This is a genomic window from Shewanella sp. MEBiC00475 (genome assembly GCF_005234075.1).
GTDB lineage: Bacteria > Pseudomonadota > Gammaproteobacteria > Enterobacterales > Shewanellaceae > Shewanella > Shewanella polaris.
This window is the reverse complement of record NZ_CP039928.1, coordinates 3,787,737-3,802,758: the sequence shown is the minus strand read 5'-3', so window position 1 is coordinate 3,802,758 and position 15,022 is coordinate 3,787,737. Positions and strand designations below refer to the sequence as shown.

Annotated in this window: 14 protein-coding genes; 4 read left to right on the top strand and 10 right to left on the bottom strand. The window is 40.4% G+C overall.

The annotated features are described in order from the left end of the window. Nucleotides 1-98: 98 nt before the first annotated feature. Together FCN25_RS16930 and FCN25_RS16925 are read right to left on the bottom strand one after the other, a co-directional pair. Entirely contained in the window at nucleotides 99-1,223 is a 1,125-nt protein-coding gene (locus FCN25_RS16930) for a HupE/UreJ family protein (protein ID WP_254693669.1), read from the bottom strand. Nucleotides 1,224-1,513: 290 nt separating this feature from the next. Next, nucleotides 1,514-3,466 (bottom strand): monovalent cation:proton antiporter family protein, encoded by a 1,953-nt coding sequence (locus FCN25_RS16925; RefSeq protein ID WP_137226580.1) that lies wholly within the window; start codon nucleotides 3,464-3,466, stop codon nucleotides 1,514-1,516. A gap of 161 nt (nucleotides 3,467-3,627) precedes the next feature. Here FCN25_RS16925 and FCN25_RS16920 point away from each other — a divergent pair, with 161 nt between their 5' ends. Beyond that, on the top strand, nucleotides 3,628-4,500 hold the full coding sequence (locus tag FCN25_RS16920) for a GGDEF domain-containing protein (RefSeq protein WP_137226579.1): 873 nt from the start codon (nucleotides 3,628-3,630) through the stop codon (nucleotides 4,498-4,500). A 110-nt stretch (nucleotides 4,501-4,610) separates the two neighbouring features. On the opposite strand, the gene FCN25_RS16915 is transcribed toward FCN25_RS16920, so the two are convergent. Then, nucleotides 4,611-6,062, bottom strand: coding sequence for a RimK family protein (locus tag FCN25_RS16915; RefSeq protein WP_137226578.1), 1,452 nt, complete (start codon nucleotides 6,060-6,062; stop codon nucleotides 4,611-4,613). A 74-nt stretch (nucleotides 6,063-6,136) separates the two neighbouring features. Here FCN25_RS16915 and FCN25_RS16910 point away from each other — a divergent pair, with 74 nt between their 5' ends. Continuing rightward, entirely contained in the window at nucleotides 6,137-7,231 is a 1,095-nt protein-coding gene (locus FCN25_RS16910; protein WP_137226577.1) for a GNAT family N-acetyltransferase/peptidase C39 family protein, read from the top strand. Nucleotides 7,232-7,262: 31 nt separating this feature from the next. Here FCN25_RS16910 and FCN25_RS16905 read toward each other — a convergent pair whose 3' ends face one another. From FCN25_RS16905 to FCN25_RS16885, 5 genes are all read right to left on the bottom strand, one after another. Then, nucleotides 7,263-7,487, bottom strand: coding sequence for a hypothetical protein (locus FCN25_RS16905; protein WP_137226576.1), 225 nt, complete (start codon nucleotides 7,485-7,487; stop codon nucleotides 7,263-7,265). Nucleotides 7,488-7,799: 312 nt separating this feature from the next. After that, a complete protein-coding gene (locus FCN25_RS16900) occupies nucleotides 7,800-8,006 on the bottom strand; it encodes a hypothetical protein (RefSeq protein WP_137226575.1) in 207 nt (68 codons plus the stop codon). Nucleotides 8,007-8,091: 85 nt separating this feature from the next. Continuing rightward, entirely contained in the window at nucleotides 8,092-8,496 is a 405-nt protein-coding gene (locus FCN25_RS16895; protein ID WP_137226574.1) for a hypothetical protein, read from the bottom strand. 387 nt (nucleotides 8,497-8,883) lie between these two features. After that, a complete protein-coding gene (locus FCN25_RS16890; RefSeq protein WP_137226573.1) occupies nucleotides 8,884-9,282 on the bottom strand; it encodes a hypothetical protein in 399 nt (132 codons plus the stop codon). Between the two features lie 440 nt (nucleotides 9,283-9,722). Beyond that, nucleotides 9,723-9,935, bottom strand: a complete 213-nt coding sequence (locus tag FCN25_RS16885; RefSeq protein ID WP_137226572.1) for a hypothetical protein — start codon at nucleotides 9,933-9,935, stop codon at nucleotides 9,723-9,725. 530 nt (nucleotides 9,936-10,465) lie between these two features. Here FCN25_RS16885 and FCN25_RS16880 point away from each other — a divergent pair. After that, on the top strand, nucleotides 10,466-11,299 hold the full coding sequence (locus FCN25_RS16880) for a class I SAM-dependent methyltransferase (RefSeq protein WP_137226571.1): 834 nt from the start codon (nucleotides 10,466-10,468) through the stop codon (nucleotides 11,297-11,299). Between the two features lie 117 nt (nucleotides 11,300-11,416). Here the strand turns inward: FCN25_RS16880 and FCN25_RS16875 are convergent, their stop codons facing one another. Next, a complete protein-coding gene (locus tag FCN25_RS16875) occupies nucleotides 11,417-13,006 on the bottom strand; it encodes a M28 family metallopeptidase (protein ID WP_137226570.1) in 1,590 nt (529 codons plus the stop codon). Between the two features lie 191 nt (nucleotides 13,007-13,197). Here FCN25_RS16875 and FCN25_RS16870 point away from each other — a divergent pair, with 191 nt between their 5' ends. Then, entirely contained in the window at nucleotides 13,198-13,533 is a 336-nt protein-coding gene (locus FCN25_RS16870; RefSeq protein ID WP_137226569.1) for a hypothetical protein, read from the top strand. Between the two features lie 14 nt (nucleotides 13,534-13,547). On the opposite strand, the gene tilS is transcribed toward FCN25_RS16870, so the two are convergent. Next, on the bottom strand, nucleotides 13,548-15,014 hold the full coding sequence (tilS, locus tag FCN25_RS16865; RefSeq protein WP_137226568.1) for a tRNA lysidine(34) synthetase TilS: 1,467 nt from the start codon (nucleotides 15,012-15,014) through the stop codon (nucleotides 13,548-13,550). Nucleotides 15,015-15,022 lie beyond the last annotated feature (8 nt).

The following is a 15,022-nucleotide window of genomic DNA, read 5'->3' as shown; positions in this document are numbered from 1 at the left end:
ATTTACCTATACCAACACGCTCAAAAATCTTATTCGATCAATCACGTTAAAAAGTAACAGCCATGTAAAATGGTTACTATGAAAAAATTAATGACTCACTAAAAACGCTCAACAGACCATTGTATTGCCATCAATCCAATCGCGACCGAGCCAAGTTGCATCCCCCAGTTTCGATACCAGAGGGTATGACGAATAAATATTAATAACGGCAAAACTACCGCTAAAATAGCCAGTTGGCCTATTTCAACGCCAACATTAAATGATAAAATTGCTAATAATTTTTGATTTTCAGGCAATCCAAGTTCACCTAATACTCCAGCAAATCCCATGCCGTGTAATAAGCCAAACGCAAAAGTGATCCAACCTAATCGCAATACAATTGGCCACACATTATTTAAGGCGGCAAACAACACCGACAATGCGATGCCAAGCTCAACCCAATGGCTACTGAAATTAAGGACTCCCATCGCAGTGGCCGTTAACGTGACTGAATGCGCTAACGTAAATGCGGTAACAATCCACGCGGTATCCTTAAAAATTTGTTTCGGGTTATCGATTGCATGCCATTTTTTTTGTTCTCGAACCAATACACAAGTGAGCAACAATGCCAGCAAAAATAAAATATGATCTGTGCCTTTCCAAATATGAATCATGCCTTGATAAACATATTCAGTAAACGTAGCGCTGGCCTGACTTTCACCTAAATTAACCAATATTGTTGGCTTATCGTTATTGATTACACGAGCGTATTGATGATCGGGCACGGTAATAGTCACAATCACTTGATGATCGGGATCAATATCAAAAAAGGCTTGATCATTGATGGATAACACCCCCGAACTATTACACTCTGCTTGAAACGAGGCGACTAAATAGCCTTCATTAAAATGCTGATCAATTTGTTGGGCGTCTTTAAAAGTCAGCGGACAATCTTGTTGTCGACCAATGGCTAAAGAAGATTGTAAATAATCAACCACAGCCACATGATGGGCTTGTAGTTCTGCCCAAGTGATCTCGCCATCTTGGTTATCATCCATAGGAACAATTTGATTGATATCAAAAAATCCCACTTGCCAAGTCCCCTGTATTTGCCCTTGTTTATCCACGTTAACAGACAAATAACTGGTGCTCATTTGATGGGCAAAACTGCTATAACAAAATAATATCGAAAGCAATAATACACTGCTGGTGAACAACTTAAGGAATTGTCTATATCGTTTCACTAAAGGGTCCTTACAGACTATGTTGTCGAGACAAAGATGACGGCGAGTAATACTAACGTTTTATCATTAATAGCGCGACCCAACAATGCTTTAGCTTGCTATTAAAACAATCAGTTATACAAAAGCTTCTACCTGCCAGATTATTGTTATTCAGTAAAGTACTTATTAACGTTTACAAAAAATGTGGATAAACAACCTAGGAAGTCAATTATAAAACATCAATGCATTAAACAAACCTATAAAAAAACACCATAGGTTCGCTATGGTGTTTCTAAGATAATCAACAGTCCTTAGCCTTGGAGTAAATATTCTTCGGCTTTCTCAATACTGCGCGGTTTACCCACCAGCATTAAAATATCATTACGAGTTAACACCCACTCTGGTGGTGGCGGATCTATTTCCTCCCCTTTACGGCGTACAGCACGTAGCTCTACATCCAAAGTTTGCCACGGAATATCGGCAACTTTTTTACCTACCGCACTGGCTCCAGAAGCCAATGACACCGCGTGCAATAAATCCAAGGTGAAGTCAGTTTCAGTTCCCGAGAAAAAGCCATGTAGATATTGATAGTGATTACGCCGCTCAGACTCAAGGCGTTTAATGATACGGGGTAATGGTACGCCACATTTGTACAACACTTGCGAGACCAACATCAAACTACCTTCGAGCGACTCAGGAATAACTTGCGTGGCACCCGCGTCTTTAAGCTCATGCAAATTACTATCATCACGAGTACGCACCAATATTTTTACGTCAGGAGCAAGCTTACGCGCCACGGCTAAACACTCTTCGGATTGTCTGGGTTCGCAAAACGTCACTACTACTAAACTGGCTTGGCGTATGCCCATATTCTTTAATAGCGCCATCCTGCAGGCATCACCAAAATGAATATTTTCACCCGCAGCCCTCGCCTCTGTCACCCGAGTAGGATCTAAATCCATTACCATGTAAGGCACGGCTTCAGTTTTTAAAAAACGGGCAATGGTTTGTCCTACACGGCCATAACCTAAAATAAGAACTGCATCACTGCTATCAGAAGGAGGCAATGCTCTCTCTATTGCTTCTTGTTTAGAAGACAATCTATTGCCGCTGACCTTTTTGGCAATATCAACGCTATGACGGATCAACCAAGGTGCCATCGACATCGAAATCACCGCCACCGCAACTAACACAGTACTCACTTCGGTTTCGAGTAATTGATAATTTACCGCCAATGCTAACAATACAAAACTAAACTCACCAACTTGGCCTAGACTGATTGCGGTACTGAGCGATACCTTGGTATTTTCGCCCACAAGTTTAAGCAAACCATGCACGATCAATATTTTAGTTAACACCACGCCGACCAAAATCAATAATACTTGCCACCAATATTGCATCACTAAATTGAAATCTAACAGCATACCAATAGAGATAAAAAATAAGCCCATTAATAAATCACGAAATGGCCTAATGTCAGCTTCTAGCTGGCGTCGATACTGACTTTCACCCAACAACATCCCCGCAATAAAAGCCCCCAATGCCATCGACAACCCAAGCCATTGAGTAAATGCGCCGGTCACTAGGGCTACAACCAAGGTTGATAACACGAATAACTCATTTGAACGTGAGCGTGCCACTTCATCAAAAATCCGCGGCAATATCCATTTACCAAATGACATTAATCCTAAAAAGGCCAAAATACCGGTGAGTAATCCCCAGGCGATATTGTTGAAGCTCATTTCAGCACCGCCTTTGGCTAACAGCGGCATTAAAATCAATAACGGCACTACCGCTAAATCTTGAAATAACAACACACTAACCGACAGCTCGCCATGCTTTCGTCTTAACCAACCCAGTTCATTAAGCAACTTCAACACAATGGCTGTCGACGATAGCGCGATAGCAGACCCAATCACCACTGCAGCGACTAAGTTTTGCCCAACCAACATAGCAATACCGCCAGCCACAAAAGCCGTTAACAGCATTTGTGCACTACCCAAACCAAAAACGGTGCGACGCATTGCCCACAATCGAGGTACTGAAAACTCAAGGCCGAGGGTAAACATTAACAGTACAACACCTAACTCAGCCACTGATTGCATTTGTAACTGGGTAAACCAATGGAAACCATTGGGGCCACTCACAACCCCGGTCAACAAATAAGCTAAAATAGCTGGCAAGCCAAGTCTACGTAACAATGCAATCGCCACAATAGCAATCACAAGCATCAACAAAATATGGATAAAAATGCTGTGTTCCATTCGGGATCAGGCTCCTTGTCAAAAAACTGTCGAAAGGGAATTAAACGTTTTAATTCTACTACAGTAAAACAATAACCAATTAATAACTATAGAAAAATTTTCATAGGCACGATTATTGCTATTAACATAGTAATTAGTTGTCACGTACTGGAACAAATACAATGGATTTTTCAATAGCAACAGAATTATATCCTGAAGATTACTGGTATCGTTCAGACACTTACTTGAATACGGAATCTGAATTAGACCTTATTCAAGTAATTCAACAACTACATGGAAGTTTAGATCCTCGGACAGTTTTTGCCTGTTTTGGCAAAACCCTAGGACAACATTTGCCTGTCAAAGGAGTGCAGTTGACCCTAGATAAACAGAAATTTGTTTGGGGACGTCACTACGGTATTGAACTACAACGTACTGTTAATGATATGTTTTACATAACATATCAGTTATCAGTCCCCCTCACGCCGTCACAAAAACAAATATTAGAACGACTTGAAAGTGTGTTAGTTCAGCCGTTAAATAATGCGTTAAAGTATCAAAATATGTCAAATCAAGCCATGTTTGACGCATTAACTAACTTAGGTAACCGTTACTATTATCGGCAAGCTATTGATATTGCATTAGCACGAGTCAATCGCCGGCAAGGGCAAGTGTCGTTAATTGTTTTAGATTTAGATAAATTTAAACAACTTAATGATGTACACGGCCATAAAGTGGGTGATTTTGTATTAGTTGGTTTTGCAGAGTTAATCAATCAGGCCATTCGTAATACCGACCAAGCTTTCAGGATCGGTGGTGACGAATTTGTCATAATTACCCAAGGCGGATCCCACGCGGCGGCAAATGTATGCGAACGTATTATAGAAATGATGCCAAAACATGCTGAACTCACCGAATATAACATTCAATGCAGTTTCGGCGTTGCGGAGTCGTTACCGCAGCAAGAGGTAGAAGATTTATACGAACGAGCAGATAAAGCAATGTATGCAGCAAAAGCAGCTGGTCGCAATTGTTATCGAATCTGCGATAAATAGCCTGAACTCGGGATAAGTAATATAAAAGTTACCATCCAAACTGACAACTAATTGTAAAAAAAGACCTTATATCAATCAATAAGGTCTTTAATAACTGCATTAAAATGACATTACATTCCACGCAGTTGAATACGTCTTAAAAACTCCGTCATTACACGATCATAAACTAAATCACCTAAAAACAAATCCTCGACTCCATGGTCAATACTTGGATTGTCATTCACTTCAATCACATAAGCTTTTCCGTCTATTTCTTTTAAATCGACACCATACAATCCTGCACCAATTAAATTAGACGCTTTTACCGCTGCATCAACAATATTTTGCGGCACCATTTTCAAATCGATACAGTCAAAATCACCACTGCTTACGCGGCCACTTTGATGATGTTGGTAAATCTGCCAATGGCCGCGACTCATAAAGTAACGACAGGCATAAATAGGTTGACGATTTAACACCCCGATACGCCAATCATAATCGGTTGGCATAAACGCTTGGGCTAAAATTAACGCACTGTGTTCAAAAATTATAGCAGCTTGTTCAAGTAAGGTTTCACGGTCTTTCACTTTAACCACCCCGAGCGAAAATGCGCCATCAGGCACTTTAAGCACAATCGGTAAGCCGATGGTATCAATCACATTATCGGCCCAGTTTTTATCTGAGGCTTTAAAGATTAAACTTTTGGGTACAGGCACTTTATGTTTATTTAATAGCTCGGTTAAAAATACCTTATTAGTACACTTCATAATGGATTCAGGATCGTCCATTACCACCAACCCAAGTTGCTCAGCAGCTTTTGCAAACCGATAGGTAAAGTTGCTGATATTGGTGGTTGAGCGAATAAATAAACCATCAAATTCGCTTAACCGAGCCAGATCATGAGATCCTATTTGGACCAAATCCATACCAATACGATTAGCTGACTTAGTAAATAGCTTGAGTGCGCCTTTGTTTGATGGCAACATTTTTTCATGCTCATCCACCAACATGGCAATTTCGTAACGATAACGTTTCGACGGTTTCGGTAAACGCCACACTTTTTGCGAAAACACTTCAAGATACTTGGCAAATAAATCTTGTTCTGAGTCGGTTAAGTCTTGAAACGCAGCGGGCTCAATGGTGTTAACTTGCCATTTACCTGACATTTTTAACAAACTCACCTGCAATACAGGCACGGTAAAACGTTCAAATATTTTACGCGCAAGCTTCTCCAGTGATGGATTATCACAATAGCCAAAAAACAGCTTCATGGTCACTTCATTCACCGTATCTGGTAGCTTATCTAAGTCTGATTGCGGCAAACTAAAAAAACGGTCTTGAGATAAATCATTAATGGTCATTACCCTAGGGATCACCCTATGACCGCGAGCTTCAGCCATGAGCGAGCAGTAATAACCGGTACTTAAATAGTCATAACTGCGACACAAGTTAATCACTTGCATGGCACTTTGATCTGCAAATGCACCCATTTCTAAATAATCATGAACCGTGACCATATGGTCACTGGGTAAATAAGGACGCCAATCATTAACATCGTCGGTGACAATTAAAAAATGAGCCATAAATATCTGTTGCCTCTTGTGCGGTTTAGCGCGTAAATTAAGCCACTATCATGTTTGCCAACTCGAGCCGACTCATGCTGCTTCGTCAAGCTATCCCCAGCGATTTACCACAACTAAACCACATCGAAAATAATGCATTTAGCGGTGATAAAATCAGTTCACGGCAGATGAAACGTTTCATTAATTCGCCACTAGACAGCTTATTAGTGGTAGAAATAGACGGTACACTGGCAGGCTATGCCCTAGTGTTGTTTCATCGTGGCACTCGGCTAGCTAGGCTGTACTCTATTGCCGTTGCTAGCGAATTTAGAGGCCGCAATATTGCCTTTGAACTGGTCACACAATGTGAGCACACCGTGGTCGAGCGTGGTTTCATTACATTACGCCTAGAAGTGCGAAACGACAATATCGCCGCAAAAAATCTTTATTTGAAAATGGGTTATAAAGTCCTAAAAACCTTAGTGCATTATTATGACGACTTGGCCGATGGCGTACGCATGCACAAACGCTTAGACCCTCCAGGGCCAAGCAAAGTGATTAAGATGCCATTATATGTACAAACCACACCATTCACCTGTGGCGCAGCCTGCTTAATGATGGCCATGAGTGCTATTAAACCGCAATATCAACCAAGTCGAGTTGATGAGCTGAGCATCTGGCGCGAAGCCACTACTATTTTTATGACCAGCGGTCATGGTGGTTGCAGTGTTCATGGTTTGGCGTTGGCGGCGATTAAACGTGGCTTACAAATTGAGATGTACAGCCAATCAACGTCAGTCCCTTTTATTGATAGCGTACGTGATAGTAATAAAAAAGAAGTCATCACGATTGTGCATGACGATTTTTGCCAACAATTGGCTGCACAAGGCATTGAGATCCATAATACCTCGCCAAGTTTGGCTCAACTTCGTGACTGGATAGACAGCGGTTATGTAGTTTTGCTGATGATCAGCACCTATCGCTTTAATGGCGAGAAAGGCCCACATTGGGTGGTATTAAGCGGTTACAACGAGCAGTTTATGTTTATTCACGACCCGTTTGTTGAAGCACAAAAAGATGCGATTAATGCGGCGTATGTACCGATTAGTCAATCAGAATTGGCGCAAGTGATGCAGTATGGGAAACAGAAGTTGGTGTCTTGTTTAGTGGTTAAGTCATCTTTGGCTTAATGGTGGTTAAGCTTTTTATGGCCTGCGGCCACTAACGTCGTGGCGCTTCACCCACACCAGATTTATCAAACTGCGTTTGAATTAAGATCGCAAGGTTCCACCCTGCACGGACCAAAAGGGGATCAACAGCAATCCCCTCTTGGATCACCCCTGCCGTTCCGGCAACATTTTCGCTTTTTAACCAAACAACAGCAGCGTAAAAATTGCGACGGAAATTAATCGAGTTTTTGGCCGCGTATTTAGCTCTTCGGCCCATCTTACAATAAAGAGTGAAAATGCTAACGCTTCCGATGGTACATCCTGTACCGCGAAAACTAAGCTCACATCCATGTGAGCTTCACGCTATTTTCTTCAACAGCCTCAAGTTCAGAGTTGAATTTAACCATTTGAAAGCTGAGACTAACTCGTTTTTGAACAAAAGTGAGTTACAACTTATCTTTTTGTAAAACTTTACCCTGACCCCACTAAATTCACCACTAATCCAAGTCCAGAGTTGAATTTATGCATTTTTAAACAGCGAGTGATTTCGGATGATTTAACTTGTTTGGTGTTTGGCTCAAATAAATATTTATTTAAACCTTGGAGCGCAAATTTGGCATAAACCACGGACATCTAGCTCCATTACTGGAAACATATCCTCAAAATTAATTTTTGGGATATCATCCGGTGTTCCAGGATCTCTGCCATATTGGCCACAAGCAGCACATTGCCTAATCCATTTCCGTGTCCTTGGATCACGCAAAAACCACTCTTGAGTTTTAGTCTCAGTTTTCATATCGCCTAACGCCTCAAGCATCGGAAAGCGCGAAAGCTTTGGCGCACCCAGTGAGTGGTTTTCCGATGGTGTGGCTTGTTATGTGTTACCAAACTCGGACCTTTGTTTCTAAATAAATGGAGGTTTCGTCCAACTCTCCAGATGGCATAATTGTAATTGACTTGGTTTCAACCAATTTATCTACCGTTACAGCTTCATGCAACCAAAAGTCCTCACGATCAATAAGTTTTTCTGGATATCCACCAATACTATTGTAGTCGTCATCTAATATTTCAATGGAAATAACATCAACTAACTCACCATCGTCAAGCAAGGGACCTGCATGGCTTATCTTCCCGTTTGTAATTTCAAATTCAGAAGATTCCCACCACTCATCTGAGCCTATTAGGGGGTTTTGATCGAAAAAATTGGGAAAGGTAGCAATAATTTCCTCATTGATATCTGTTGCCCACTCACAAAATTCTGACTTAAGGTCGAAAATTATTGTCACAAAACCTCCAGTAACACATAACACTTAAAAAAGGTTATTTATAGCATTTAGCGTAGCGAAAATACATTAACCATGCCATCACCCATTTTTATGATAGTGAAACGACCGACAAACTTATCGCCCACACCCTAACGTTGAAAATGATAATAGTTTAACTGAATACCGCGGAGGGTTAATTTAAGATACTGAAATATAGCAAGTTAACTAATTGGCAGAGAGGCTAAGGGAACTTGCTGACTACTGAAAAGTAGCTAGCTAACAATCACATCAAACAGTGCATTTTCTCGAGCTGTTATTGACATAATAAAGAGTCACATCTCACGTGTTCGGGCTTGTTCACACTTGGGATAAGGATGCGGCTTCGCGCGGCCTATCCTTAGTTATGTTTTAAAGTTCGTTTCTAGGAGCAACTCTACCTGTACTATAAAACTTAACAGGTACTCGACTCTTATTTGAACCAGATGCAACGAGCTGGGTTTTAGGCATTTTATTTATTTGTTCTTGTGTCATAAACCCTTCAGGGTTTGAACTAATTAAAGTATTTTCTACGGTATGCCCATTAGAATCAATTACAGTTAATACTATCCACTCACCTTTCCCTTTCGGTAACCAGTTAGGGCGTTTCTTTAACATCTTTATTTTCTTCGAGCTTACGACCCAATAATTATTTAATTCTGTTGATTCAATTTCAATAATATCAGACGTAAATTCTGGGGTCACATTTGTTGAAGTGCTTTGACAACCTACTAGACTTAAAACTAACAAAACAATACTGATTTTTTTCATATATACCTTCCGTGAGTGAATAAAACATAACAGCGTATCAGCGTGAATTCCGATGAACATCCTGAGAAGCCAACAAAATTCAACTTTAATCTCATTTTTTATTAATATTGATTAGTAACTTATCAGCATGTATTAGCTAAATCAACTCATTAGCGCTTGGATGCTCTTTATGGAGAGAATCGAGAATTTTTGCGATTACATAACGAGAAGCAACACTGTTGTTTTTACATAAATGAATTATAACTGTACAAAAAACAGTATGTTACTGCAAAGATTTATGATGTTTATTGTAGATAGGTTTGCATGAAAACTCATTAATCAACTATTGAAAATGGACAAATTCAACTCTGAACTTGAGGACGTTGAAGAAAATGACGTGATCTGGCCATGGATGGCACCACTAAATTAGGACGCGGCTTCTCACTGCCTATCCTTATTAGTTATTTGTTTTTTGCACTCCACTTTCTATATGTGTGTTTTGTACCCCACTTTCCAGAAATAATCATGACATAAACACCAATTGTAATTATACCAAACATTAATCCTATGAAAGGCGATGAACTCCCAACGAATATAGACATACCAAGTGAAGTTCCTAAGCATAAGGTTACAGCACCAAGCTGCGCTCGATTTAGTTTATTGTTTAATTTCATTTTGGACTCCTCATCCGTGAATTTACTGAGAATAATCTTAAACACATAACGTTTTAGTATTTATGCGTTGCGCTGCTTGCAAGGCATAAATCGCTTGTTAGGCTTGGCCGATGCCACATCCATATTAATCTGTATATTTTATGCTATAGGAATTTGCTTTTTAACGGTAGTGGTATTTTGTACAACCTTTCGGCTAATTGTCTGTTCTGATTACACCTTTTAAGGTGAGATTTAAAGTATTTCACTTTCCATTGACTTATTATTATTTTTATCCTGATAAACTTAACTAACACAAAATGAGATATAAGAGAGTTAATTTTTTGACTCTAAAATGTCCAAGTTCAACTCTGAACTTGAGGACTTTGAAGATCAGCTCATATGTATCAGCTAATAAGCATCACCTCCAGAGCTTAACTCGATAAAGTTAACGTTCTTATTTTTCAATTTTTTGAGCTAGCGTTACTTTTATTCGTTTTATATCAAGTCTACTAGAGATAAAATTCAATATCGGTGGATATAAGGTATTAATAATGCAAAGTTTAATCAATTGGCAATTGCTACATAAGCGCTTATCTAAAAAAAAGAGACCAGAAAGTGAGTTTCTATTGAATTGGGATGAGTTTGCCGAAATGTATGATGGAATGATCCGTCTTGAAGCACGTTTTAGCGAACAGCAAGTCGCCTGTATGCCTATTGAAGCAAGTGATACCGTTGTCGATATTGGTTGTGGCCCGGGTCGTTTATCTGTGCCATTAGCTCACAGAGCTCGCCAAGTAACGGCTGTGGATGCCTTTCCTAATATGTTAGCCCGCTGTATGAAAAACGCTAAAAATGCAGGTGTTGATAATATCAAACCGCTATTACAAGATTGGGAAGCTGAAGATGCTTTAGAACAAATAGGCATGCATGATATAGCAATAGCTTCCCGTTCAGTCGGTTTAGCCGATTTAAAAAAGCTCAATAAAATTGCCAGAAAATATGCCATTATCATCGCATTTGCCAATGCGCCGAGTTTAAAACAGATTCATTTTGAGTTTCTAGAAGGTATGATTCCCAATGCTAAAAGAAGCAAAACAACAAAGGACAGAGCATTTAGTTATAACATTACTTACAATATGCTTTACGACATGGGCGCAGAACCAAATGTGTTAATCCTTGATGATGGTTTTGAGGCTATCTATAACACCAAGCAAGAAGCCTATGATGATTTAACGTTTATGGGTAATATTCAACAAGATGTTGAGCATCTATTTCATCAAAATATTGATAAACATCTTACCGCGACCGAAGATAATCGTTGGAAATTATTTTGTCCCACCCGTTCTTTTGTCATGTGGTGGAAAACCAGTGATATAGTGGAATAGCTAACCCACTTATCGTATAAATATTAACATTTATACGATAATACCAAAAAGGAGGCTTTTGCCTCCTTTTGCTTATCTAATCACTTTTTAATAGCCAACTGACATTACTTACCGTCTTTACTTACCGTCTTTAGCTCGACGCTTTTTAAAGTCTGAATCTTCGATCCATTTTGGCCAGTCGTTGTTGTTGGCTAGCTTTTCAATAATGTCGCTGATTAAGGCTAAGTCTTGTTCTACCCCGCCTAAATCCCAGCTGGCATCGTAGTCATCGGCAGCTTGATGGTACTTGTGGGCGATGTAATCTGGGTCGGTATCACCTAAGCTCATGAACATTAGGCCGGGTACACCTTGTTGGGCTAAGGCAAAATGGTCTGAACGGAACATTAAACCATTTTGCGGACGAGGATCGGCTTTTACAGTACGGCCTTGCGCTTTGGTAGCATCATCTAAATAAGTTTCAAGCTCTGACACTCCTTGGCCATAACGCAAGATGTAATCCACGCTTTTGCCTACGTTCATGCCATCTATGTTTAAAAATGACACCAATTGCTTGGTCGGTACTGGTGGATGGGCGGCAAAGTATTGCGCGCCAATAAGGCCCGTTTCTTCTGCGGTAAAGGCTGCAAACAAAATAGACCGTTTTGGTGCTTTGTTTTGCTGTTTAAAATGACGAGCAAGTTGTAATACCCCAGCGACACCCGATGCATTATCAACGGCACCGTTATAAATACGGGTCTTGCCATCTTGAACGGTTTTACCTAAATGATCCCAATGAGCATGCATGACCACCCATTCATCGGCTTGAGTTGTACCAGGTAATAACCCGGCGACATTATATGAGGTGGCTAATTCTATGGTATTTTTCACCGTTAAATTAGCTTTAAGCTTTAAAGGAATAGACTTAAACCCAGCCTTAGCCGCAGTTAATTTTACCTTGTCATAATCTAGTCCTGCTGCCTGAAACACCTTTTGCGCGGTTTGATGTTGGATCCAACCCATAACGCCAATGTGTGATTGATTTTTATGTTCGTCAACTAAGGTGTATTTAGTATTGGTGTTGCTGTTTTCTACTACGTTCCAGCCATAAGCTGCTGGTGCAGTTTCATGCACAATAAACACCGCTTTGGCCCCCTGCCTTGCAGCTTCTTCATATTTGTAAGTCCAACGACCATAATAGGTCATGGCATTACCTTTAAAGATGGCTGGGTCTTGGGTGGCAAATCCTGGGTCATTGACCAGCATGATCACTGTTTTGCCTTTTACATCGACATTGGCGTAGTCATTCCACTGATATTCTGGCGCATTAATACCATAGCCAACAAACACTACATCGCTGTTATCTAAACTGACTTGAGGTAACACTTGCTCTGTACGTGCGGTGAAATCAGTGCCGTTTTTAAACACTACATCACCCATAGTCAGTTGCATTGTTTGATCGGCAGTAATTTTCGCCATTGGCACAGCTTGACGGTAACTGTCACCAAAACCTGGGGCAAGTCCCATCGCTTTGTATGCACTTTCTAAATACTCAACTGTCAGCTTTTCACCATGGGACAATGGCCCACGCCCTTCAAACTCATCACTCGCGAGGGTTTGTACATCTTGACGGTAGGTTTTTTGATCAAATTGAAATGGCGTAGCATTTACGCTTGGTAGCAAAAACACACCAAACACGGCTAATAAACGAAAGGTATTCACAGACAACATCCTTTGTTAAATATTAAGAAAAATAATTGTAACAGCTAGTGATTAAATCGAAAGAAGTATATCGGTCCTTTTTAAATCAAGGTTAAACAAATAAATCAAAAAAATTTGACATATTATGTCAAACTGGTTAACTTAGATGCTCATGATGACATATTATGTCGTTTGCATTCTAGCAAAAACAAGGAAAGTATATGAAAATTATCATCATAGGAATTTTCAGCTTTATTTTAGGAATGAGTACAGCTGGCGTTGTCGGATTGAAGATATTTGCTTATGGCGGACAAAGTGTTGCAGCAGCTGAAATCCAAATGGCTACCACGACATTACAATTAATTGATTCAAAGCAGCTCGATGTGGCTATCAGTAAATTGTGTTCAATACTGCCCATTGCATTAAACAATAAAGCAGACATGGACTCTTCATGGTTTGCTACTGAGTTTAACTACGGTACGAACATAAATGGGGAAAACATTGAAACACAAGCTACTTCACTGCTCAATCAACAAGGCATATGTCAACATCACTAGGCCTGATCGCTTTTTTATCTCTTTGTCAAAAGCGGTAAACTTATCCCTTGCTGCCCTGCTTGCGCCAAATAACGTTTATCGATCCATAAGCCGATAGCGGCAACTAATACGTCATCATAAAAAACCAATGGGATTTGCTGGCGACGCCAAGGTGGGATATTACATTCTTGCCACAGTTTTTTTAACTCACGCGGTTTTTGACGTTGTGATGAGGCAAATTGCGGATAACATTTTATAGAGCCAACAGCGCCAAAGCATATCGTGATGTTGCTGATAGTTGGCGGCAAAGCTAATAAAGGTATATCAACAGATGTTTGTTGGCTTAAATGATATTGATGCTGGCCGATTTCACACATCATATCTGTTATATCGCCATTAACTAGGCTGATAAAGTCAGCCGTTAATTGGCTAGAAGGTGGCGTTTCCAGCTCACTGTTTTTGAGTACATATGCCACACGGGCAAAACGCTTAACGTGATACTCACCCCATTGAATTGACATGTTAGCATCATCTTTGGCGGCTAAAAGCTGTGACAGTATCTGCTGTAATTGCGCTTGCGAAGGTAAACTAACGCCACAATGAATTAAATAACCACGAAACAGTAATGCTTGCCAAGCGGCACTCAATTGACCAAAATCAGTAAGCGTAAACCCGCTTGATTCGGTCATTAATGCATTGACATCACGGGCTAATACTAACCATTGAGGTAAGCGATGACTGACTTCATCATCAACAATGTGTTGTTGTTCAGCACACAATGCCGCACTTCTCGCTGCTGTTGTTGCAATACTGGGCCAACGCTGCTTTAAACGCGGGATAATATCTAAACGGAGAAAGTTACGGTCATAACTGTTGTCTTGATTACTTTCATCTTCAATGTGAGTTAAGTGATATTCAACGGCAAATTGCTCTATTTGATCACGGCTTATTGATAATAACGGCCGAAGTAACCATGACTGTTTATACGCTTGCATAACGCCCATTGCCGCCAATCCTTTTGGCCCTTGTCCCCGCTTTAGCGCCAGCAATAGCGTTTCGAGTTGGTCATCTTGGTGGTGGGCGGTTAGCAGTATGTCACCCGGATTAAGGTAACGATCAAATGCTTGATAACGAGCGTCGCGAGCTTGTGCCTCAAGACTTTGTCTGGGGCCTTTATCAACGTTAACTCGTTCTACTTGCAGTGGTAATTGGTAATGCCCTGCTCGGGTGACACAATGTTGTACCCAAGTGTCGGCATTTGCACTAAGCCCATGGTGAACATGAATAAGCAGGCAAGCAATATGTGGGTGTTTTTGCGCAAATACACTTAACCCATACGCCAGCACCTCTGAGTCAACTCCGCCACTGTAAGCCAGTACTAACTTAGGCGATGATTCATCTTTAACTACACTCATTTGGTAAAGAGGTAATACAGCTTGTTCGAGCAAACTTAACAGTTGTTGTGCACTCATTTGCTCTGATAACGAAGACTTTTCAATCATGATGATCG

Coding starts and splice junctions, on each gene's coding strand:
- FCN25_RS16925 (WP_137226580.1), bottom strand. CDS start 3,466: ATGGAACACAGCATTTTTATCCATATTTTGTTGATGCTTGTGATTGCT.
- FCN25_RS16920 (WP_137226579.1), top strand. CDS start 3,628: ATGGATTTTTCAATAGCAACAGAATTATATCCTGAAGATTACTGGTAT.
- FCN25_RS16915 (WP_137226578.1), bottom strand. CDS start 6,062: ATGGCTCATTTTTTAATTGTCACCGACGATGTTAATGATTGGCGTCCT.
- FCN25_RS16910 (WP_137226577.1), top strand. CDS start 6,137: ATGCTGCTTCGTCAAGCTATCCCCAGCGATTTACCACAACTAAACCAC.
- FCN25_RS16905 (WP_137226576.1), bottom strand. CDS start 7,487: ATGGGCCGAAGAGCTAAATACGCGGCCAAAAACTCGATTAATTTCCGT.
- FCN25_RS16900 (WP_137226575.1), bottom strand. CDS start 8,006: ATGAAAACTGAGACTAAAACTCAAGAGTGGTTTTTGCGTGATCCAAGG.
- FCN25_RS16890 (WP_137226573.1), bottom strand. CDS start 9,282: ATGAAAAAAATCAGTATTGTTTTGTTAGTTTTAAGTCTAGTAGGTTGT.
- FCN25_RS16885 (WP_137226572.1), bottom strand. CDS start 9,935: ATGAAATTAAACAATAAACTAAATCGAGCGCAGCTTGGTGCTGTAACC.
- FCN25_RS16880 (WP_137226571.1), top strand. CDS start 10,466: ATGCAAAGTTTAATCAATTGGCAATTGCTACATAAGCGCTTATCTAAA.
- FCN25_RS16875 (WP_137226570.1), bottom strand. CDS start 13,006: ATGTTGTCTGTGAATACCTTTCGTTTATTAGCCGTGTTTGGTGTGTTT.
- FCN25_RS16870 (WP_137226569.1), top strand. CDS start 13,198: ATGAAAATTATCATCATAGGAATTTTCAGCTTTATTTTAGGAATGAGT.
- tilS (WP_137226568.1), bottom strand. CDS start 15,014: ATGATTGAAAAGTCTTCGTTATCAGAGCAAATGAGTGCACAACAACTG.